This is a genomic window from Desulfovibrio sp. (genome assembly GCF_019422935.1).
Lineage (GTDB): Bacteria > Desulfobacterota > Desulfovibrionia > Desulfovibrionales > Desulfovibrionaceae > Desulfovibrio.
The window spans coordinates 537,803-559,956 of the sequence record NZ_JAHZCJ010000001.1 but is presented as its reverse complement, the minus strand read 5'-3'; the positions used below and the strand labels follow the sequence as shown (position 1 = coordinate 559,956).

17 protein-coding genes and 1 pseudogene are annotated in these 22,154 nt (G+C 53.6%); 6 read left to right on the top strand and 12 right to left on the bottom strand.

Translation table 11 applies throughout. The features are described from left to right. Window positions 1–42: 42 nt before the first annotated feature. The 9 genes and pseudogenes from QZ383_RS02385 to QZ383_RS02345 all read right to left on the bottom strand — a co-directional run bounded on the left by QZ383_RS02385 (window position 43) and on the right by QZ383_RS02345 (window position 9,355). Window positions 43–645 carry a hypothetical protein gene (locus QZ383_RS02385; RefSeq protein ID WP_291442683.1) on the bottom strand — a complete coding sequence of 201 codons (603 nt, stop codon included), beginning with the start codon at window positions 643–645 and terminating at the stop codon, window positions 43–45. Between the two features lie 230 nt (window positions 646–875). Then, window positions 876–1,628, bottom strand: a complete 753-nt coding sequence (bioC, locus tag QZ383_RS02380; RefSeq protein ID WP_291442681.1) for a malonyl-ACP O-methyltransferase BioC — start codon at window positions 1,626–1,628, stop codon at window positions 876–878. Next, window positions 1,625–2,293, bottom strand: coding sequence for a pimeloyl-ACP methyl esterase BioG family protein (locus QZ383_RS02375; protein WP_291442679.1), 669 nt, complete (start codon window positions 2,291–2,293; stop codon window positions 1,625–1,627). Before QZ383_RS02375 ends, bioC begins: the two co-directional genes overlap by 4 nt. Beyond that, window positions 2,283–3,452: an 8-amino-7-oxononanoate synthase gene (locus QZ383_RS02370; RefSeq protein ID WP_291442677.1), complete on the bottom strand. Its 1,170-nt coding sequence runs from the start codon at window positions 3,450–3,452 to the stop codon at window positions 2,283–2,285. Before QZ383_RS02370 ends, QZ383_RS02375 begins: the two co-directional genes overlap by 11 nt. Window positions 3,453–3,792: 340 nt before the next feature. After that, window positions 3,793–5,283, bottom strand: coding sequence for a 4Fe-4S dicluster domain-containing protein (locus tag QZ383_RS02365; RefSeq protein ID WP_291442675.1), 1,491 nt, complete (start codon window positions 5,281–5,283; stop codon window positions 3,793–3,795). Between the two features lie 3 nt (window positions 5,284–5,286). Beyond that, a complete protein-coding gene (locus QZ383_RS02360) occupies window positions 5,287–6,696 on the bottom strand; it encodes an aldo/keto reductase (protein WP_291442674.1) in 1,410 nt (469 codons plus the stop codon). A gap of 228 nt (window positions 6,697–6,924) precedes the next feature. After that, window positions 6,925–7,689, bottom strand: a complete 765-nt coding sequence (gene larB, locus QZ383_RS02355) for a nickel pincer cofactor biosynthesis protein LarB (protein ID WP_291442672.1) — start codon at window positions 7,687–7,689, stop codon at window positions 6,925–6,927. A 96-nt stretch (window positions 7,690–7,785) separates the two neighbouring features. Continuing rightward, a pseudogene (locus QZ383_RS02350) lies at window positions 7,786–8,658 on the bottom strand (LarC family nickel insertion protein); the annotation flags it as partial. Between the two features lie 160 nt (window positions 8,659–8,818). Next, the gene (locus QZ383_RS02345) at window positions 8,819–9,355 is read right to left on the bottom strand and encodes a flavodoxin family protein (RefSeq protein ID WP_291442671.1); all 537 of its coding nucleotides are present in this window, start codon (window positions 9,353–9,355) and stop codon (window positions 8,819–8,821) included. Between the two features lie 340 nt (window positions 9,356–9,695). Here QZ383_RS02345 and QZ383_RS02340 point away from each other — a divergent pair, with 340 nt between their 5' ends. The 5 genes from QZ383_RS02340 to QZ383_RS02320 all read left to right on the top strand — a co-directional run bounded on the left by QZ383_RS02340 (window position 9,696) and on the right by QZ383_RS02320 (window position 16,739). Next, window positions 9,696–10,649 carry an AraC family transcriptional regulator gene (locus QZ383_RS02340; protein ID WP_291442669.1) on the top strand — a complete coding sequence of 318 codons (954 nt, stop codon included), beginning with the start codon at window positions 9,696–9,698 and terminating at the stop codon, window positions 10,647–10,649. 231 nt (window positions 10,650–10,880) lie between these two features. Continuing rightward, complete coding sequence (locus QZ383_RS02335) at window positions 10,881–11,873, top strand: MoxR family ATPase (RefSeq protein WP_291442667.1); 993 nt, start codon at window positions 10,881–10,883, stop codon at window positions 11,871–11,873. Between the two features lie 3 nt (window positions 11,874–11,876). Next, window positions 11,877–13,361, top strand: coding sequence for a VWA-like domain-containing protein (locus tag QZ383_RS02330; protein ID WP_291442665.1), 1,485 nt, complete (start codon window positions 11,877–11,879; stop codon window positions 13,359–13,361). Between the two features lie 74 nt (window positions 13,362–13,435). After that, window positions 13,436–13,918, top strand: a complete 483-nt coding sequence (locus tag QZ383_RS02325) for a hypothetical protein (protein ID WP_291442663.1) — start codon at window positions 13,436–13,438, stop codon at window positions 13,916–13,918. A gap of 364 nt (window positions 13,919–14,282) precedes the next feature. After that, window positions 14,283–16,739 carry a DUF3365 domain-containing protein gene (locus QZ383_RS02320; RefSeq protein ID WP_291442662.1) on the top strand — a complete coding sequence of 819 codons (2,457 nt, stop codon included), beginning with the start codon at window positions 14,283–14,285 and terminating at the stop codon, window positions 16,737–16,739. A gap of 104 nt (window positions 16,740–16,843) precedes the next feature. On the opposite strand, the gene QZ383_RS02315 is transcribed toward QZ383_RS02320, so the two are convergent. Further along, on the bottom strand, window positions 16,844–17,422 hold the full coding sequence (locus QZ383_RS02315) for a periplasmic heavy metal sensor (RefSeq protein ID WP_291442660.1): 579 nt from the start codon (window positions 17,420–17,422) through the stop codon (window positions 16,844–16,846). A 146-nt stretch (window positions 17,423–17,568) separates the two neighbouring features. Continuing rightward, a complete protein-coding gene (locus QZ383_RS02310) occupies window positions 17,569–19,224 on the bottom strand; it encodes a multicopper oxidase family protein (RefSeq protein ID WP_291442659.1) in 1,656 nt (551 codons plus the stop codon). Window positions 19,225–19,728: 504 nt separating this feature from the next. Between QZ383_RS02310 and QZ383_RS02305 the strand changes: the two genes are divergently transcribed. Further along, a complete protein-coding gene (locus tag QZ383_RS02305) occupies window positions 19,729–20,040 on the top strand; it encodes a response regulator (protein WP_365860908.1) in 312 nt (103 codons plus the stop codon). Between the two features lie 20 nt (window positions 20,041–20,060). Here the strand turns inward: QZ383_RS02305 and QZ383_RS02300 are convergent, their stop codons facing one another. After that, entirely contained in the window at window positions 20,061–21,869 is a 1,809-nt protein-coding gene (locus QZ383_RS02300) for an AAA family ATPase (RefSeq protein WP_291442657.1), read from the bottom strand. Window positions 21,870–22,154 lie beyond the last annotated feature (285 nt).

The window sequence follows — 22,154 nt, the reverse complement described above, 5'->3', positions numbered from 1 at the left end:
AAAAAAATACTATCTGTCCGCATGGCCCCGCCAACCTTGCCGTTACTGCCGTGACTTGCAAATCTTCAATACTGCTGTATCCACTGCGTCATTTGATGAAGGCTCAAAACTGACAATTTCTCCATTGCAATATGAAACCTGAAACATCTTTTCCGGCGCAGAATCGTCAGTCTCGTCATTTTCCGTCAGGGCTATGGAATACAAAATGCCAAAGTCGCCTTCAGCATTTTTGTAGGGGATGGCCTTATCTATCCGAATCTTTATGGAATCAGGTTTTTTGAATCCATACACCATGCTGTATGTTTCAAGATACCGCACAAGCACATTGCGCAATATATCTTCATCCATGACCTGATATGTATCGCGCGGAATGAACTTTTCCGTCATGGATTCGTTATAGGTCAAATATTTATCCGCATTTTCCCTTTCTGCATTATCAATATACAGAAATTCCTTGCAATATGCGGTCAGCCTGTCTGGCTTGCTGGCGTTTTTTTCGATATTTTCCGCCAGCTTCAGCCTGTACAGTACATAGTTGGGAGGCAAGGCCCTGTATTTTATATTAATGGCGTTTGCTTCATCAAGGTTTTGAAAAAGATCGTTTTCAAATTTGCCTTGCGCTTCTGCCAGATCACGTCTCTGCATTTCCAGGTATGCCTTGGCGGATTCAAAACCATAGGCTCCACCCGCAACGGTATCCCCCTGCGGGGATGACGCTGCTAAGGCCCTCTGTCCCAGACAGAGGATCAACAAAGTAACGCACCAGTAAAGAAATCTTGCCGTAGGTTTCATCCTGCGCCTCCCCTTACTGCCTCAATAACACTACCAAAAAGATAAGAAACAAAACAAAAATGGCACAACTTGATAATAAATATCTACCCTAGTCTCTTGCGCAGGGCAACAACATACACTGGCCGATAAGTCAGCCTGACGCCCTGCCCGGCGCTGTAACGGGAAATGTAGCCATTAACAAACTCAAGATATCTACGTTTGTTCCAGCCCACAGACCTGATGCCTGTTACGCCAGTACGCCTGAGGTGCAGCAGAACGTCATGTGGGCTGGCAAAATCCAGTGTGATTTCGCCCTGCTCCATTGCAACCAGTTCAAAATCATTCGCAAGATAGCTTTGCAGGGCGGCAGCATCGGCATAGTCCAGCCCAACGCCTGTAAGCTCCGCAACTTCGTGCAGGTTGCCAGGCAAAAAGCTGCTGAAGGCCAGCAGCCCGCCTTTGGACAGATTCCCGGCGCAACTATGGAAAAAGGCCGCAATATCCACAAACCACTGCACGGTTGAGGCACTGCAAATGGCATCGTACGGGCCGCAGAAGTCCAGCGTTTCCGCGTTGCCCTCGCGCACGGAAAGCACACATGGCTCTTGCTGTGTGAGGGCCTGCACTTGCGGGCTGGTATAAAGGTCGTTGACTGTGAGGCTTTTGGGCTGCGCGCTCAGAATATGCCGCGTCAGCAGGCCCGTACCCGCGCCTACTTCCAGTATGGCTGCACCGCGGGGAATGTGTGGCGCTGCAAGCGCCCAGAGGTGCGAAGCAATCTGCCGCTGGGCCTGAGCCTCGGCATCATAACTTGCGGAAGCATCGCTGAAGCGCCGCCGGACTAATGAAGCACTCATGGCAATTCTACAGGCACAAAAGGAATATCCGGCATATAATGCGGCTCGTCCAGCTCCAGCACCGGGATTGCAGACCAGGCTTTACGCATGTTTGCAATGGGGAATATCCTGTCTTTTTTGCTCAGAACTGCCATGTTCCAGCCTGTAAACTGCACCCTGTCCGTGCGGGCAGCGCATTCCCTGATATTCTTCAGCTCCGCCAGCAGTGAATCCACACTGCGTGCCAAACTGTGTGGGGATCTGCGCGCTTCAAAAACGGCCCTGTGCGCGCCGCACATGCGCCGGTTGAAACGATCCACGCTTTCGGCGGAAAGGTTCTCAAGCGTGGCATCATAGACCGCCACCGGTATGCCAAGAGTATCATCAACAGGCGTGAGCGTTCCGTTAATGGCAATGGCGTGGCTCACAGCGCACTGCAAACCCGGCAAGACCAGAGAGGCCGCGTACACGCCAAGCGACCATGCCCGCACCCGCACCTCGCTGTAAGGGCGCAGGGCCTCCGCGTCCAGCGTCATATCGGTATAGTCGTAGCACACGGCAAAATCGCAACGCGCCGTATGCGGCGAATCCGCGGCCCAGGCAAAGGGGCGGCTGTCCATGCCCCACCCGGTAAAAAACAGTTCCAGGGTCGGGCAACTGGCGCGCCGCAAAAAATCAATCTTCATGCAGCAACCTGTTCAGCAATTCTATAAGGGCTTCAACCTCCTCGCGCGCTGTTCCCGCTGTGAGCGAAATGCGCAGGCGCGAGCTGCCCGCAGGCACCGTGGGCGGGCGTATGCCCATAATGTAAAAACCCTCACGCTGTAAATGCCCGGCAATGGCAAGCGTGCGCTGGTTTTCACCCGTAATGACGGGCACGATCTGCGATGTACTGCGCACCGACTGCCCAAGGCCGTCAGTAAAAGCATGCATCATGGCCGCCAGCCCGGCAAGATGTTCTCTGCGAGCCGCCACTTCGGCGCTGGCAAACTTTGCAAGCACAAAGCGGCTCCAGGCAATGTTGACCGGGGGCAGGGCCGTGGTAAAAATAAATGGACGCACTGTATTAACCAGGTATTCCCGCAGGGCTGAGGAACAGATCACATACGCACCCAGCGAGGCCCAGGCCTTGCCCATGGTGCCCACCAGAAAATCAATGTCCGCAGCGCAGCCCTGCTCCTCGCAGCAGCCAAGCCCCTTTGCGCCGCGTACACCCACTGCGTGAGCCTCATCCACATAAAGCTGCACAGTGGGATTGGCCTTTTTCAGCGCCACCAGCCGGGGCAGATCGCAGGCGTCGCCGTCCATGCTGAAAATGGATTCGGTGACAATGATGATGTTTTCGTAGTCCTCAACGTGTTTTTGCACCAGCATTTCGAGCTGGGCGTAGTCATTGTGCCTGAAGCGGATGCACTTGCCCTCGCTCATGCGGATTCCGTCAATAAGGCTGGCATGCACCAGCTTGTCGGCCAGAATAAGCGTGCGGCTTGAACACACGGCGGGCAGAATACCCTGGTTGGCGTGGTAACCGCTGCCAAACACCAGTGCGGCCTCCGCTCCGTAGGCTGCTGCCAGTTCCCGCTCAAAAGCCTCCTGTTGGTCGCAGGTGCCCGTGAGCAGGCGTGAGGAACACGCCCCCATACGCAAAGAGGAAACATCCTGCTGCGACCAGAATTCCTGCCGCAGGTCGGCATCGTCGCCAAGAGAAAGATAATCGTTGGAGCTGAGGTTGATAAAGGGCGCTCCGGCCCCCTCCCTCTCGCGCTGCACTGCATCAATATTGCGCAGGGCGCGCAGGCTGCCGTTCTGCTTTTTTTCTTCAAGCCACTGTGTGTATTGCATCATTTACTGTCCGTTAGGCATATCTCGGCTGGCAGCGAGGGCCAGCCGCATATCAAAGGCATGCAGAAATCATTGAAAGGAGCGGCGCAAGCGTCCGCCAGAAAAGCGGCTCTGCAAAAAACAGTCGCTCCCACAATTGGATATCGTCACCCGCAAAGGGCGGTAAGTCAATCATGCCGCATGGAGGCTGCGCTGTTTGAAGTTGTCATTCTGGCCAACGCTAAACCGTTTTGCTGTGAAATCAGGTAAAAAGGCTAATGGCTGCCTGGGGTAAAACCGCAAGCAGCCATTGTTAGTTATAAAGCTTGGTGGCCTGCCCGTGGCAGGTATAGATCCAGCCAGGTCAGATACGCCTCTGCTCCGCAACACCCTCCACATGGATTGCGGCAAAAGGGCGCGCCGGGCAAACATATTCACATGCGCCGCAGCCAGTGCAGCGCTCCGCATCCACAACCGGCTTTTTGGGGGCATCATCCGGCCCCACCAGATTTATCACCCGTGGCGGGCATATTTTGGCGCAGGCAGTGCAGGCTACCTTGTCCGTCACGGTTATACAGCTCTCAAGGGCAATGACGGCCCGCCCGATCTGCATGGAGCTTTTTACTGCCGGAGTAATGGGCCGTATGGCCCCAGCGGGGCAAACCTCCGAGCAGGTCACGCAGTTGACGCGGCAGTAACCCCGCTCAAAGGAAAGCGTGGGTTGCATCAGGCCGCTGCCCATATCCGATGCCCGCAACACCTGATTGGGACAGGCAGAAACGCAGAGCTGACACCCGGTGCAGCGCGCGCCAAGCACCTGCATGGACTGCGCCCCGGGCGGCACAATGGCCGTTTGCCTCTCATGGCTCTGCCTGCGGGTAAGCGCCGGAATGGCCGAAGCGCTTCTGCCAAAGGCAAGTCCCGGCACGGCAAGGCCAACCAATGCCGCAAGCACGCTGCGCCGTGCACCATTAAGCTTGCCCTTTGCCGCTGTACCCGCAGGGGCTATGGCCTGTGGCTGTATGTGCGCCTCCGCATGTTCTTTTGACAGCCCGGAGGCATAGCTGACGGCCCCGTGACGGCACACTCCCACGCAATTGAAGCAGGCCACGCAACGGCTTGCATCAACGCTTCCAGATTCTGCATCAATACAGGATGCCTTGCAGGCCTTTTCGCACAGGCCGCATTTTTTACACGCGCTTTCGTTTATGCGGGGCTGGAACAGGGAAAATCGGCTCAGAAATCCCAGAACAGTTCCCACAGGGCAGACCGCATTGCACCACAACCGCCCGAAACGCCATGACAAGACCCCAACCACGGCAAGGGTGACAGCCGCTGCTGCCAGTGCTGCCCAACCTTTTTGCCACACCAGCGTGGGAGCCACATCATAGTTTCCTGCCCGTTCAGAGGCCCAGGCAAGCGCGTTGCTGCCAGTTGCCCAAAGGGGGGCCAGCAGGTCAGCCGCCATGCGGCCAAAGGCGCTGTAGGGTTCAAGCAGGGAAAAAACCAGCGGCACGCCCGCCAGCAGGGAAAACACAAAAATGCCAAGAAACGCCAGCCGCAGCAGGCTACGCGGGGAGGAGTAGCGGAAGCGGTACTTGCCCGCCCTTGCGCCGATAATGTCCTGCACCACGCCAAGCGGGCACAAGGCCGAGCAATAGACTCTGCCGAAAACCAGCGTCATCAGGGCTACGCCAGCCACCGCGCCAAGGCTGCCAGCCAGCACGGCGGGCACAAGCTGCACCTTTGCCATAAAGGCCAACGATGGAGCAAACAGCCCGCTCACATCCACAAACAGCAGGCAGATTGCAGCAAAACAAAGCGCGGCCAGCACGATGCGAACGATCCGTAACATGGGCTATCCCTGCCTTGTTCTCAGATTTTCAACAAACTTGCCCAGGCGGGCCATTTCATCCGGGATGGCAATCATCTGCGGGCAATGCGTGAGGCATTTGCCGCACCCTGTGCAGCGCGCTGCCTGCCGCAACTCAGGGACTGAGCGCTCATATTCCACAAGGTAGGCCCGGCGGGCCTTTTCATAGTCAGGGTCGCGCGTCCCCTTGGGGATCAGTTCATCGTCAAGGCAACGGTTAAAGTGGGCAAATACAGACGGGATATCAACGCCATAGGGACATGGCATGCAATAGCCGCACGTGGTGCAGCGGATGTTTGACTGGGTCAGAAAAACATTCAGAGCCGCTTTGAGAACTTCCATTTCGCGGCCGGAAAGCGGCTCGTAAGGAGCCAGCGCCCGCAGGTTGTCCTGAAGGTGTTCCATATAGGTCATGCCGCTCAGCATGGTGATCACGTTGGGCAAGCCCGCCACATACCTGAAGGCCCACGATGCGCCCGAAGCCTCGGGCCTTTCAGCCTGAAGGATGGCAAGCGCCTTTTTGTTCAACCGGGCAAGCCGACCGCCAAGCAGAGGCTCCATGACTATCAGCGGCAGGCCGCTTTGCTGCATTTTTTCAAACATCCACTGCGTGGGCGCTGGGTCTTTGGGAATGAATTTTGCCTGATTTGGCGCAATTTTGTATTCGTGCAGCATGTCGTGATAATTGAGCTGCACCATGGCAAAATCCCACGCGACGTCACGCGAGAGCAGATATTCCAGCGTTGGTGCATTGCCGTGAAACGACCAGCCAAGATTGCGGATACGGCCTTTCTTTTTTTCTTCAAGCAGATATTCAAGCACGCCGTTCTTTTCGTAAACAGTCTGATAGGCTTCTACAGACTGTATTGCGTGCAGCAAATAGTAATCAAAGTATTCTACCTTGCATTTTTCAAGCTGCTTTTCAAAAATTTCCCGGGCCTGTTCCCTTGTGGGCATAAGAAACGTGGGCATTTTGTCGGCCAGATAAAAGCTCTCGCGGGGGTAGCGCTGCAGGGCCTTGCCAATGACGCTTTCTGAAACGCCGCGATGGTAGGGCCATGCCGTATCAAAATAGTTCACCCCGTGGGCAATGGCATAGTCCACAAGGGCAAAGGCCCCCTGCTCGTTCACTTCCGGCCCGGTGGGGCTGTCTGCACCCGGCAGCATGGGAAAGCGCATGCAGCCAAAACCCAGCAGTGATACCTTGTCGCCATTTTTGGGATTAACGCGGCAGGTCATCTTTTCCGCAGGTGGAACAGGCTTTGGCTGCTCAAAACTGGGCAAAAGGCGCAGCTTGTCCAGCCCGTAGAGCACCGCGCCCCCTGCAACGCCTGCCCCAGCCGCTTGCAAAAGGCGGCGCCGCGATACCCCGGAAGACTTATCATTCTTGTCCATAACAGCCCCGCAGTGGAAGTATGTTCAGGATATCAGCAGGCTGTCTGCCCGCTCTGTGTAGTGGTATGACTGCCATAAAGACGGCCCGGCAATATGCACAAGGCCTGCGCCTGTGCGGCATGCTGCCGGGAACAAAGACGCATGGCCCTGGCAGTGCAGCGAATTACGCTGACCGGATTTTGTGGGGGGAATATAAAGGCAAGTGTCCGCTGCCGGACAGTTCAGGTTTTAGGTTTTGCTGTTGTTCTCGCAGGCATTGATAATGCGGCAAGCGGCGCAGGCAGCGCCGAAGCCGTTGTCGATATTGGTTACAGTGACACCGCTGGCGCAGGAGGTGAGCATGCCAAGCAAGGCGGACAACCCCGCAAACGACGCTCCATAGCCCACAGATGTGGGAACCGCCACCACAGGCTGCGGCACCAGACCGCCGACCACGCTCGCCAGTGCGCCCTCCATGCCCGCAATCACAATAACGGCGCGGGCGGCAAGCACCTCCGGCAAGTTGTTGATCAGGCGGTGGATGCCCGCCACGCCCACATCTGCAAGGATTTTTGCACGCACGCCAAGCATGCGGCAGGTCTCCCGGGCTTCTTCCGCCACGGGCAGGTCAGAGGTGCCCGCGGTAACAATGGCAACTTCGCCCTGCTTCCAGACAATGGGCTTGACGACCAGCGTAAGGGCGCGCCCAAGAGCATTGTATTCGGCATTGGGGCACACAGACTGCACATGGGCCGCCATTTCTGTCGAAACCCTTGTGGCCAGCACATTGCTGCGGTCGCCCACGCGGAGGAATATTTCGCCCACCTGCTCAGGAGTTTTGCCCTCGCCGTAAATGACCTCCGGAAAGCCATTGCGCGCCGGGCGCTGCAAATCAAACTTGGTGTGCCCAAGATCAAGCACCGAACTCTCGCGCAGCAGATTCATGCCATCGGCAACAGAGAGGCTTCCGTCTCTGATATCTGTGAGCAGTTTTTCCAGTGAACCACCTGACATACTTCTACTCCGACATGGTCGGGCTTCATTGCCCGCGATCTTTATTTGCCCCGTACAATTCGTAGCGTCAAGATTACGCCAGAGCAGGCAGAATCAACTGGCTGGGCCAGCGACCGCAACTTCGTCCACTTCCGCCAGATGCACCCGCAGCATATTGGGGCGCTCGGTCTGGCGGTGGCCGATGCCGTAACCGGTGCTCAGGGTTGTCATGGCCGGGGCTGCCTTGAAGGCATGGGCCAGAGCGGCGATGATGGCCGCCCCGGTTGGGGTTGTGGCCTCATGCTCCACCCCGCCGCGTGTGGTGGGGATGCCATGAAGGATCTCGACTGTCGCCGGGGCAGGAACAGGCATCATGCCGTGCGCGCAGCGCACAAAACCGCCTCCAAGCTCCAGGGGCGAAGACCACACGGCATCAACATCAAGAGCATGAAAACAGATGGCTGCGCCCACGATGTCCACAATGGAATCCGTAGCGCCAACTTCGTGAAAGTGCACTTCTTCCAGAGCCTTGCCATGCACTTTGGCTTCTGCCTCGGCAATGCGGCGGAATATGTTCAGGCTCGTCTGCTTGACCGGGTCTGCCAGCGCGCTTTGCATGATGATTGCTGTGATGTCGGCCAGATTTCTGTGCGGCAGGTGACTGCCCTGCGCGGGGTTGTGGTCATGCACGTGGGCAGGCGCACCAGCATGCGTATGCCCGTGTTCATGCCCGTTTTCGTGCCCGTGCGCGTGAGGATGTTCATGACCGTGGCTGTGCTCGTGCTGTTGGCCGTTCAAGCGCACATGAACCTGCATCCCCAGGATGCCATTGCATATTTCTGGCTGACACTGGAGCTCAAACTCGTCATCAATGGCGAGCTTGGCCAGTTCGGCCTTGAGGTAATCGGGGCTGACCCCAAGATCAATCAGGGCGGCCAGATTCATATCGCCGCTGATTCCGGCAAAGCAATCGTAATACAGTATCTTCATAAAGCCCCGGCAAGAGGTGTGCATCTGGAAAAATAGGGCAGGCTGCCGCCGCCAGTGCGCAATATAGGTATTTTGCCCGCAACAGGGAATAGACAATACGGTTTGATTCTTGCCCATTCCTGCATGATGGCGGCGATCCGGCACACCGTATGTGCTGCCTCTACACGTTTTTGCCCATTTCAAAAGCCTGCACCATGCTGGGGGATCCCTTTATATCACCCTTGTTCCACGCGCCAACGCCGTACACAACGCCCTTTTCCACCGATCCTTCAAGGCAGTAGGCAAAACCCCTGAAGCATTCTATGGTTCGCTCCATGTGCGACAAATCAGTGTCCGCAGCGGCAATAATGTAATACATGATCTTGTTCTGGATTTCAGTGTAGCGAGCAACCGTCCTGTCCATGAGGGCTTTTATCTGCGCACTCACAGAATAGAAATACACGGGCGAGGCCAGCACAAGAACATCGGCCTTGATCATTTTTTCCAGCATGGTTTCCATGCCGTCCTTTTGCACGCAAACGCCCTTGTGGCTCTGGCAATACCCACAGCCAAGACATGGAGCGATTTTATGTTCCTGCACAAAAATCTTTTCCACCTTATGGCCTGCCTCCTGCGCTCCAGCCATAAACTGCTCGCACAAGAGATCAGAATTACCGCCCTTGCGCGGGCTGCCGCAAAAAATCAGGATGTTTTTCATTACTCGCTCCACTTGCTGATTTGTGGGTATTTCATCCCATGCCAGTTGCAGACAAGACGCTGATTTTCAGCCATTCAAGCGCATGTAGGCAAACTTCAACTGGAATATTTAAACCACTACTTTAACTTTTTAGCAGGCATTTTACCGGGCAGATTGCCTTTGCGCCAGGCACGCAAACGTGCTCGCTATGCCTCAGCCGCTGCTTTATTCTTTTAAGAGCCCTGGCTAAAAGCGTATAGTCCGATTCTCTCAAATTATTGCCCGATTGTCCGATGATTCAAACTATTGTGTTGTTTTTATCCATGCTCTTCTGGTAAAAAGCCAGAAAGGGAGAACGACAATGCCTCAGCAAGACAAAGAACAATGCGACATGCTGAATGTTCAACGGCAGGCGCTGGCCCGCAATATTGCCCGCCAGACCGAGCAAAACCACCGTCTGGAAACGGCAGTGCCAGGACTTGTGCTTGTGCGGTACGAAGCCCCGACCCAGCCCGCAAGCTGCATGTACGAGCCAACTATCTGCCTTGTTGCTCAGGGTGCCAAGCGCGTTATGCTGGGGGATGAAGAATATCTGTACGATGCCAACCACTACCTGATTTCGTCTGTCGGCTTGCCGGTTGTGGCGAATGTGGTGGAGGCCAGCCCGGAAGTTCCGCTGCTGGGCATGGTGCTCAAGCTTGATATGCGCATGCTGGCCCAGATGATGGTGGACAGCAATCTGCCGGTCACACGCGCGGTAAAATCCGGGCGAGGCATGCGGGTCAGCGAGGTATGCATGCCCTTGCTCAACGCCTTTCAGCGGCTGCTTGACCTGCACGACCACCCGCAGGATATCGCCGTGCTCTCGCCCCTGATCCACAAAGAGATACTCTACCGCTTGCTGCTGGGCGAACAGGGGCATTATCTGCGCCAGATTGTGGCCGCTGGCAGCCACGGCTTCCAGATTGCGCAGGCCATTGACTGGCTTAAGAAAAACTACGTCCAGCCCTTGAAGATAGACAGCCTTGCCAGACAGATAGGCATGAGCACCTCGACCTTCCACCTCCATTTTCGAGCCATGACCAGCATGAGCCCGCTGCAATACCAAAAGTGGATGCGCCTGCACGAGGCAAGACGCCTCATGTTCATGGAGCATCTGGACGCCACCAGCGCAGCCTTTCAAGTGGGGTACGAAAGCCCCTCGCAATTCAGCCGCGAATACCGTCGCCAGTTCGGCACGCCGCCCCTGCGCGACATCAAGGGGCTGATCAACACTCAAAGCGATTGTTCTTCCGCCAGCCACAAGACAATGTGAAGCAAGCCCCCCTATGGGGCACTTCGCTAAACTGTTTTATGCGGCGGCAAGGCTCATGCCTTAGCGGGGCACCTTCCGCCCTAATCCCATGCCATTGCATTACGCTCCCTCGCCATCAATTGATATTGACTTTCAATTTCTTTTTCTTCATATTCCTAATTCATCGGGTGCCTCAATCCGCGAACAAATGCACGCTGCCCTCCTTCAATCACAGCTATTTCAGGAAGAAACATGACGCCTTCACAGGTTATTTCCGCTTTGCAGACCCTCACCAGCATTCATCAGCCCGTATTTTTATGGGGCGCCCCTGGCGTGGGCAAAAGCCAGATAGTGTCCCAGGTGGCAGCCATGCGGGGCATGGCCCTGCGCGACATCCGCGCCGTGCTGCTTGACCCTGTTGACCTGCGCGGCTTGCCGCGCCTTACAGATGCTGGAACCGCCGTCTGGTGCCCGCCAGCCTTTCTGCCCGGGCCGGGCGATCCGCCGCAGGGCATCCTCTTTCTTGATGAACTCAACGCCGCCCCGCCGCTGGTGCAGGCGGCCTGTTATCAGCTCATACTCGACAGAGCCATTGGTGAATACCGCCTGCCGGATGGCTGGTCTATCGTAGCCGCCGGCAACAGGGAGAAGGACAAGGCCGTCTCGTACCGCATGCCTTCTGCCCTGGCCAACCGCATGGTGCATCTGGAGTTTGACGCCAGCCTTGACGACTGGCTCGCCTGGGCGCAGGGAGCGGGCATTCGCCGCGAGGTCTGCGCCTTTTTGCGTTTTCGCCCCCGCTTGCTGCACGATTTTGCCCCGCAGCGCATGGAAAAAGCCTTTGCCTCGCCCCGTTCATGGGAATTTGTTTCACGCATGCTGGAGGCAGCACCCGGCCGCGAGTTGGAATACGAGCTGTTTCAGGGCACAGTTGGCCCCGCAGCTGCTGCGGAGTTCATGGGTTTTCTCTCTGTATGGCGCGAGCTGCCCACAGTGGATTCCATCCTGGCACAGCCAGAGGCCGCAACCGTGCCTCAGGAGCCTGCCGCCCTGTACGCCACATGCGAGGCCCTGAGCCTGCGCGCCGCAGAAGACACCATGGATGCCCTCACCGCCTATGCCGAGCGCCTGCCCGCAGAATTCAGTGTGCTGCTTATGCGCGATGCCGTCTGCCAGAATACGGAGGTGGTGAACACCCCGGCCTTCAACCGCTGGGCGGAAAAAAACGCGGAAGTTCTGCTTTAAGCCATGCACACATTCGAGAACCAGCAACCCAGCGCAGACAGTGCGCCTTGCGCTCCACACCCGCTGCCACAGCTGCCAAACCAGCAAAAGCCAGCTCCTGCAAATGACGCCAACGATGCAACCCTGGCGGCCCAGCACTGCATCACGCACGCCCGCGCAGCGTTGGTCATGGAGCATCCCTTCTTCGGCTCTCTGGCCCTGCGCCTGCGCTTAAAGGCAGACCCAACCTGCGCAGATATGTGGACAGACGGCAAAACCCTTGGCTACAACCCGGCATTCTCCACGGCCCTTTCGCAAAAATCGCTGGTGGGGGCAATGGCGCACGAGGTTCTGCATCTGGCCTTCGGGCATCATCTGCGCCGCAAAGGCCGCGAGGCAAAGCTGTGGAACCGCGCCTGCGATCTGGCAATCAATCACATCTTGGTGGAGTCAGGCTTTACCTTGCCTAAGGGTTTTGCGCACAATCCGGCCTATGCGGGCATGAATGCGGATGAAATCTTTGACGCATTGGCAAGCCTGCAAGACGCCCCCACCAACAAGGGCGCGCAGAACGCGCAGGTCGCTCAGGGCACGGAACAGACTGAGGGTGCTGGCGCAACCGCCTTTGATGGCGGCAAGCACACAGAGCAACAGGAGCAGCCCACTCCGCAAGGCGCGCAAAACAGCAAGCAGCAAAAGGACGAAGACGCCGACCCGCAGTCCGCCGCTGGCAACAAGGCCGCAGCCAAACGCGAAAAAGGCCGCCCGGAACAATCAGAGGGCAAGACCAGCTTCACCGGTGAGGTGCAGGATCACCCAGATGCTCAGGGCATGCAGAACGATCAGGCCCTCAAGGCCGCCGAGCAGGAGGCGGATATCGCCATGATGCAAGCCATGCAGCGCGCCCGCAATATGGGCAGCATGCCCGCAGGTCTGGCCCGGCAGCTTGACCGGGCGTGGAGGCCCAAGCTGGACTGGCGCACACTTTTGCAGCGTTTTTTGGAGCAGTGCGCGCAAAACGACTATTCTTGGACAACGCCCAACCGCCGCTATCTGTACCAGGACATCTACCTGCCTGCCCGGCGGGAGGCCCGCCTGCCCCACGTGGCGCTGGCTGTGGACTGCTCCGGCTCGGTGGACGAACAGGCGCTGGCCATGTTTTGCGCAGAGCTTGCAACCGTGCTTGAAGCCTACGACACCACGCTCACAGTGCTGTTTCACGACACAAAGGTGCAGAAAACCCTCACGCTTACGCGTATGGACATGCCCGCCAGCCTGGCGCCCGTGGGCGGCGGCGGTACGGATTACCGCCCTGTGTGCGCGCATATTGAAGGCGAGCGGCTGGCCCTCACCTGCCTGATCTGGTTTACCGATCTGGAGTGCGACCGCTACCCCGCCGAGCCGGACTATCCCGTGCTGTGGATTTGCAGTGCCCCGCACGAGCAGCAGCCGCCATTTGGCCAGGTGATATGCCTGACGGAACCCGCTGCTGCGCTGGGCACGGTCTGAACCGACCGCAAGAATCGGACGCTTTAATTGATGCCAGCCCCCAACCAACACACCAGCCCACACACGAGGTAGCCATGCAGATTGAATGGAAAATAACCAAAAAACGCGGCTACATGCGGCCTATCCTGCAATATTCCGTGCGGCTTGAAGAACACGAAAAAGCCCTGGCCCTGCCCATAGTAAGCATAGTTTCAACCATTCCGCAGCCGGAAGAAGAACGGCAGGATTACTGCTATCCCGGCCTGTTCGAGAGGGCGCAGGGTTACACCCCAACCCGTTTTCACACCCTTGAGGCCCCATCACACAAGGGGCATTCGTGGACGCGCAGCCTCACCCTGCCCTGGCGCGAAAACAACGAATACCCGGAAGTGAAAGAATCGTTTCAGCGCCTGCGCGCGGCATTGGAAGCAGAAATTGAAAGGGCAGACAGCAGCCAGCCCATGAGCATGAGCGGCTGCGTGCAAACCTCTGCCGCCGCCAAGGTGATGCTTGCCCCCAACCTGCTTGCAGAACGCTTTTTGCGCCTTGCCGCCGGGGCACAAGCCCAAGGACAATAAATATTAATCATGTGTTGTAGCAGATATGTGAACAGAGACATGCTTTTAATTAGCAACCTAACAATAAAAAATAACATACATCTCGCGCATAAAATTCATCACACATCTATCAACGTAAAATATATGATTTTTTAAATATTGAAATAACCTCATATGATATGAGTATTATTTTGACATAATCATCATACGACTATATATTCACAAAAATTTTGATTTATACAGACAATACAATGTATTTTCCAAGTCATACTTGTTATTGGTCTGTTTTTCCTGCCTCATCTTCCCGCATCTCTAGATACAACGCACATCGCAAGACCACGGGCCTGAGACTGATAACGCGCCAAAGGCTTACTGAGAGGCTGCTATGCGCATCAAGTACAAGGTTTGGTGCCTTACCACTGTAATTATCGGCATAATCGTTTGTGCAGATATCTATTTTGGCTACCACGAAATTGAATCTTCCATCCGCACAGAGCTGGGACGTGACGCAGAAGATATCCGCGCCATTATCATGTCCATCCGCCGTATCTATCAAAAGCAATTCATTGATAGCGGGCTGCCAGTAACCGATGCCACAATCGGCTTTTTGCCTGCGCATGCACTCTCCAGAATTTCAACCGAGTTCCATAACTGGAGCACCAGCGGGCTCAGGTTCAGCAATGTGTCTGACAGGCCGCGCAACCCCGCCAACATGGCAAATTCTTTTGAGCTTGAGGCCCTGGCATGGTTCAAGGCCAACCCTGAAGCCAAAAGCCGAATGGTCGAAGTGACTGAAAACGGCCTTGCCTACTATCACTACACCAGCCCCATCAGGGTTGAGGAATACTGCCTGCGATGTCATGGCAGCCGCGAAAACGCCCCCCAATCCATTGCTGCCAACTATGCAGATGCCTACGACTACAAAAATGGCGATATCCGGGGCATGGTCAGCATTTACATGCCCACGCAGGAGATGCGTCAGGAATACTATTCCGAGTGGGTCTTTCAGCTTGCCATGCGCCTTGTTGGGTATCTGGTGCTCTTGCTTGCGCTTGGCGGCCTGCTCAACAAATACGTTGTTGCACGTCTGGCGAGGCTGGAAGAAAGCACCAAAAAACTTGCTGCGGGCGATTACAGCGCGCGGGCCGAATCAATGGGCAAAGATGAAATTGGCGATCTGGCCGACTCCATCAACAAGATGAGCAAAGAAATCCAGAAGCGCGAGCAAACCCTGCGAGAAAGTGAGGAACGCTTCCGCCTGACCACAAACAGCATCAAGGACGCGCTGATTCTGCTGAATTGCTCCGGGCGCATTATCTTTTGGAACAAGGCGGCAGAGACTATTTTTGGCTATACGGCAGACGAGGTTATGGGGCGGGTTTTACACGAGTTTCTGGTTCCGCCCCGCTTCCGCGATAAAATGGCAGATGGCCTGAAAGACTTTTGCTCCAGCGGACAGGGGGTTTTTCTCGGTTCTGGCGTGGAGCTGACTGCCCTGCGCAAGAATGGGCAGGAATTTGCCATTGAGCTTGCGCTGTCAACCATGAACATGCAGGGCAAATGGGTGGCTATCGGATTGGTTAAGGATATTACGGAGCGCAAGCAGGTTGAGGCCGAGCTTGCGGCCCACCGTGACCGGCTTGAGGCGCTGGTGGAATCGCGCACCCAGGATCTGATTATTGCCAAAAACGCGGCAGAGGCTGGCAGCGTTGCCAAGAGTGCCTTCCTCGCCAACATGAGCCACGAGATCCGCACCCCTCTGAACGCCATCACGGGCATGATCCATATTTTGCGCAAATCGGGCCTTAATCCCAGCCAGGTGGAAAAGCTCACCAAGATCGAGATCGCCAGCAGCCATTTGCTGGAAATCATCAACAATGTTTTGGAATTATCAAAAATCGAAGCCGGAAAGTTCGTGCTGCAGCATGTGCCCGTGCATGTTTCGACCCTGCTTGAAAACATCTCGTCCATTCTGGGCCAGAAAGCGCAGGAAAAAGGCATTGAGCTGATTATGGATGCCGCGCCGGAAACCTGCCCCGTCTATGGCGACGACAGCCGGTTGCAGCAGGCCTTGCTCAACCTTGCCACCAATGCGCTCAAGTTTACGGATCACGGCTATGTTAAGGTGGCAGTGCGCCCGGAATCACAGACTGACAGCACAGTGACGTACCGCTTTGAGGTGGAAGACACAGGCATCGGCATCAGCCCGGAGATGCAGCCGCGCCTTTTCAGCGCCTTTGAACAGGCGGACAACTCCATGAGCCGCAAATACGGCGGCACTGGCCTTGGCCTTGCCATCACCAAAAAGCTTGCGGAACTCATGGGCGGCAAGGCGGGAATGACCAGTGCGGAGGGCAAGGGCAGCACGTTCTGGTTCACTGCAGTGCTGCGCAAAGACGCGCCCCCGGTCAACGAACCGACCAGAGTCAGCGCTGAGGAGGCGGAACGCACCATCCGGCAAAAGCTTGGCAGCAAGCGCATTTTGCTGGTGGAAGACGAGCCCATCAACCGTGAGATTGCCCAGGCCCTGCTGGAAGACGTGGGCTTTATCGTTGACCTTGCGGAAGACGGCGGCAAGGCCATTGAGCGGGTGCAGGCAGCAACGTATGACCTGATTCTTATGGATATGCAGATGCCGCACATCAACGGACTGGAGGCCACCCGTCAGATTCGGCTGCTCCCCGAAGGGGCCACAATCCCCATTATCGCCATGACTGCCAACGCCTTTGCCGAAGACCGCGAACTGTGCATCGAGGCTGGCATGAACGACTTTATCGCCAAGCCCGTTTCAGTGTCGCTGCTCTACCAGAAGCTCTGCGCGTGGTTGCAGAAGCAGAAGTGAAAAGAGCAACCTACTGGCAACTAAAAAAGTAATTGGGGGTAGGGGTACCTAACAATACCCCTATCCCCAATCCAGATTTTCAGATTTTGTTCAACGCTTTTCGTTTATTGCTTATGCCCTTCATGCCCTGCGGGCGCTTGATCTGCTGCGGCTGCCGGGGGAGTCTGCCCCATGGCATCATGCTTCATGCCGCCCATCATACCGCCCATCATACCTCCTTCCATCATGCCACCGTGCAAATCTTTGATGCCAAAATCTTTTGTAATCTTGTCTTCAAAGGCTTCACGCTCTGACTTGAGTTTGCTGACAATCTGCACAAGCTCGGTGGCTGTCTTGCTTACAGCCTTCACATCCGGGTTTGTCGCATGTTGCAGGGCCTTCAGTTCTTCATGCTTGACAAACAGTGCCTGCTGCGTGGGCTCAATTTTTTTGCTGTAATCCTTGAGAGCCGCGTCAAATTGAGCCACCTGTTCGGGCTTCAGCTGACCTTTGACATGCTTGACCATACCGGGGGGGATTGCCCCCATACCCATATGCGGCATCATGGGGCCCATTTCAGAACCACCCATCATGCCACAACCTCCCATTTTACCGTCCATGGCCGCCGCAGTGGTGGAATAGGCAGTGGTGCCAACCATTGTTGCAGCCAGAAGGATGGGAAGAATAATTTTTGAAGATTTCATGATACCTCTCCGTGTTGGGGGGTGTTTGCGCGTTTGCTTTTAAATCCACCTTCATTACATATCAAAATGCTATGAAATGTCCAGCCCCAGCTTACGACTACCGGATGTGCCTACCAGCATCGGCTTAAGCTGGGCTGGCCTGCGGACTAGACCACCCTGACATTGAGCATCATGCCCTGGTCTTCGTGTTCAAGATTATGGCAATGGAAGAGGAACAGTTGCTCCCCAGGATATTGTGGGTTGGAAAAATCAATGCTCACAGTAACGGTCTCACCAGGCCAGACCAGCACGGTATCCTTATAGCCCATATCTGTAGCAAGACGGCCCTGAGCATCCACAGCACGATTTTTTACTTGCGTGGGACTGCCGATCCTCTCCAGCACACGATAAAAGTATCCATGCAGGTGCATGGGATGGGGCATACTGGCTTTGGCATTACTGATACGCCAAATTTCAGGGCCACGTTTTTTTACAACTATGGGCGAACGGTTCATGTCAAAAGTGTGATCATTAATAGTCCAGCCGCCCATATGCCTCATGGCCAAACTTATGGGGCGATCAAATCCTTCAATGCGGGGGGCGGGGATGCCAGAAAGAATCGTTGGTGATTTTCTGTCATAAGTAACCTTTTCATCCACCAGCAGCCTCAAAACGGGGTAAGTGCTGCCCTCGCCCAGACCACCGTGACTTTCGGCATGTCCACCAGCGCCCATAGCATGCGGGTTCCCGCTGCCGTTCGCGTGGCTCATGGAAGCTGCGCCTGTTGAATGCTCCATGTTCATCATGCCGCTCATTCCCATCATTTCTCCTTCATTATGCATGGGATCAAAGGGCATATTTTGAAGAAAGATTTCCTGGCCTGTGGTCAGGGTGCTCATATCCAGCAGTATGTCCGCGCGTTCACCAGGGGAGAGGAAGAGTCCGTCAATTTGTTGTGGTGCAGGAAGGAAACCGCCATCGTTGCCTATCAGCAGGAAGGGAAGCTGCCTGCCGCTTGAAACAAACGAAAGATTGTAGATGCGGGCGGTGGATCCATTGAGCAGACGGAAGCGGTACAAACGTGTGGAAGTTTTGAGTGTGGGGTTGCTCTGGCCGTTGACCAGTATGGTATCTCCCAGATAACCCATCATCAAATCGTCCTTGGATGGAGAATAATCCAGGCGTCCATCGTGGGTGATGCGCTTGTCTTGAATTACAAGGGGAATATCTGTCTCGCTCAGGCGGAAATCAAATTCCTTGGCAAAGGTTTCTTCTTCATCATCGCGTACTATGAAGAAAGAAGCCAAGCCCATGTATGCCTGTTTTGCCGTCAGACCGTGGGGATGTGGATGATACCAGTAGGTACCGGCCCGATTTGTGATTGGAAAAGAATACTCATAACTGCTCTTCGGCCCAATGGCGTACAATGGATGCCCTGCCTGTTTCCAGGGGCAGTCCACGCCGTGCCAATGAATGATGGTTGGCTCATCAAGGCCGTTTACTAGCGTCGTTTCAAAAGGCTGCCCTTTGCGCAATACAAGGATAGGGTTCAGGTATGACTCTCCTTTATACTGGGCAGAATAGGCAAGCATGGGCGCGCCAGTTGCGGGAAGTGCTCCTTTTACCTCCGCTGCCGTGAGAGTAACTTTTTCTTCAGGGGCGAGCAGCCCAAAGAGGCCCGACTTGCCCGGAACTGGTAGCTGAGCAGAACTGAAATTTGAGGTCGCGGCTTGGAGTAAGCCACCAAAGCCAAGGTCAGCTCCGATTGCGAGCATGACCGCTGTAGATGAAAGAGACAGGAATTTTCTGCGACTTTGCTGCATCTGGCACCTCTCAGAATGGTTATCCCTAAGCCTGGAGTTGCTAACGCTGATGAGTCAAAAAATCTTGCTAAAGATTAGTATAGTCATATCGTGTTGGCAAGTATGTAGACGATTTCAATACACATCTATCTGAGATTGCTTGCTTCATATTGTGAAAAAATCAGACCTTTACAATACAACACACAGTATACGCTGAGGAAATCAAAAATACATATGCTTTAACGTTCCACCTCAAGCTATTTCGTTCTTTGTTAAACTACGTTAAAATAAAATCCGGAGCCAAAGGCAAAAATATAGTTCCGCAGCCGAAGCCTAAAAAGACAAACAACCCGCAGCAAAAAATCTCTTTCGCTTCACTGCCGTGCTGCGCAAAGACGCGCCCCCGGTCAACGAACCGACCAGAGTCAGCGCTGAGGAGGCGGAACGCACCATCCGGCAAAAGCTTGGCAGCAAGCGCATTCTGCTGGTGGAAGATGAGCCTATCAACCGCGAGATTGCGCAGGCCTGCTGGAAGATGTGGGCTTTATCGTTGATCTGGCAGAGGACGGGGGCAAGGCCCTTGAGCGGGTGCAGGCCACTACCTATGATCTGATTCTTATGGATATGCAGATGCAGCACATCAACGGCCTGGAAGCCACACGGCAGATACGGCTGCTTCCCCAAGGGGCCACAATCCCCATTATCGCCATGACTGCCAACGTCTTTGCCGAAGACCGCGAACTGTGCATCGAGGCTGGCATGAACGACTTTATCGCCAAGCCCGTTTCAGTGTCGCTGCTCTACCAGAAGCTCTGCGCTTGGTTGCAGAAGGGGTGAGGGAATGTCTTGCACCTCATTTAGTTAAAATATTTTGAAAATACTTTTTGCATCTTTTTCCTCCAACTTTTTGGAACATCATCCCATGTCTGCCCCCAGCTAGTTACATGCTGATATGCTTTAAATGGCTTATCACTAGTAGGAGCAGGATACCCCAACTCGTCTTCAATACATGTGTGTAAAAGCAACACAAAATCACGATCACCAACAGCTTCCATAATTTTATCGTTAAACAGTTCCGCTCCAGCTGTACCGGTGTCAGCGTCATGCACTACAAAAGGCTTAATACCAAATGCTTGAAGGTATTTTACAAGTGAGATTATAACTGGTTTACCTCTCGCCTTAAAAATTTGAACGCAAGAATAAATTTTCTTACGTATTGCTTCTGGCATTCTACGAATGGTTTCACGAAAGACTATTTCCTCAGTATCACCCTCAACAATAACAATATATTCTGCAAAAAATATCCGAGAAGCATAATCATCCATTCGTAACAACATTTTAATATATTGCCTATCATCATTTTGTAATTCTAAAAACTTTTCTGTAATTGAAAATGGGTTACAACAAATTCCAGTTCCATCATGGCGCAAGCAATTCAAAACCTGCCGTTCTTTTTTGTTCAGGTCGACCATGAAAGGGGAGTGTGTCGTGCACACAATCTGAACGTCACCTTTAGTAAGTTCATATATAGTATCACGCATTTGATTAGCAGCATTCGGATGCAAGTATATCTCAGGTTCTTCAAAACCGATTATAAATCCACGTGTTGGTTCTTTTCCACGCGCTGAAAACCATTGTTGCCGAAATTTTAGTAAAGCAAAAACAGCAGAACGGATCATTCCTGATCCTTGTAAGGGAATTGGAGTTCTTACGTTACTTGACATTGAATATTGAAAACAAGGTTTAATTACATTTTCAGCTTTTGATAAGTCTGCCTTTGCATAAAATTGTGCCTGATCAAAGACACTCCCTAAAACATCATTCAATTCATTCATTAACATTCCAAATTGCGTATTTTCATCCGATGGATCAAGCTCAAGTGACAGATCTTGAAGATATTTTTCAGCCTTTTTATAATTTTCAGATACACTTCTAACTTCATTAAATAATTCATTCATTATTTTTTCAAGAGCACCACTTTTTTCTGTTATTTGTAATCGCCCATCATCAATTGGAATAGAAATAAACACTGGAAGCTTTGACGCAAAAATTGCAGAAAATCCACCAGGATTGCTGACCCATAAAGGCTCACTATTTTCAGTGACCCAAGCATTATTATACTCTTCAAGTAGTACTCTTTGCTTGGGTGAAAGTTTACCAGAGTCTTTTCCGAAAAAATCTATTGCACCTTCCGGAGTCATTCCAGCAGCAATCAAATCTTCAATACTATTTGCAGAATCAAAACCTGGCGCAGGATTTCTCTTATACGATAAGACTTCTACAGTCGGATCAAGGCTATCAATCTTGAATGTCTTTTTATATATTATGCTTAATCCAGATTCGTTGCTTCCTTGGGGCACAACATAAGGCAACAGTCGGCCTCTGAATCCACGCCATTCTTTCGCTTCCTCAGGAACGTCACGAAACTCCCCCTCTAAAACAATAGTGTCAGTCAAACTACATTGATTTCCTTCATCATCAATACATTGATGAAAATCATCAACGCTAATTGAAGACTTTCCAGGCTTCAATAAATGCTCTATTGCTGCAAATACACTACTTTTCCCAACATTATTTGATCCGATTAAGAACGTAGCATCACCAAATACGACTTCGGCATTGTATATTCTTCGAAATCCTTGGATTTTAATTTTATACAGTTTCATTTTTTCTCCATTTACATATGTTTTATGCAGTACCAACAAAAAAACCACTACAAGTAGTGGAAAAGTTTAATTACTGCCGCCTTATTATTTACTCAGCTACGCTTAAGCCAAAAGGTCTGAACTTAAACCCTGAAGGAGTCTCAAGTTCCCACAGAATCCGAAAGAAGTTGAGGACTGCATCAATAAAAGTTCAAAAATTGCTTTCATAAATAATATAAGTTAAGTGGGTTGCAGCAATAAACTTTTTTATGGAAGTGCCATGTTTCATAAACACCTCCTTTTTAT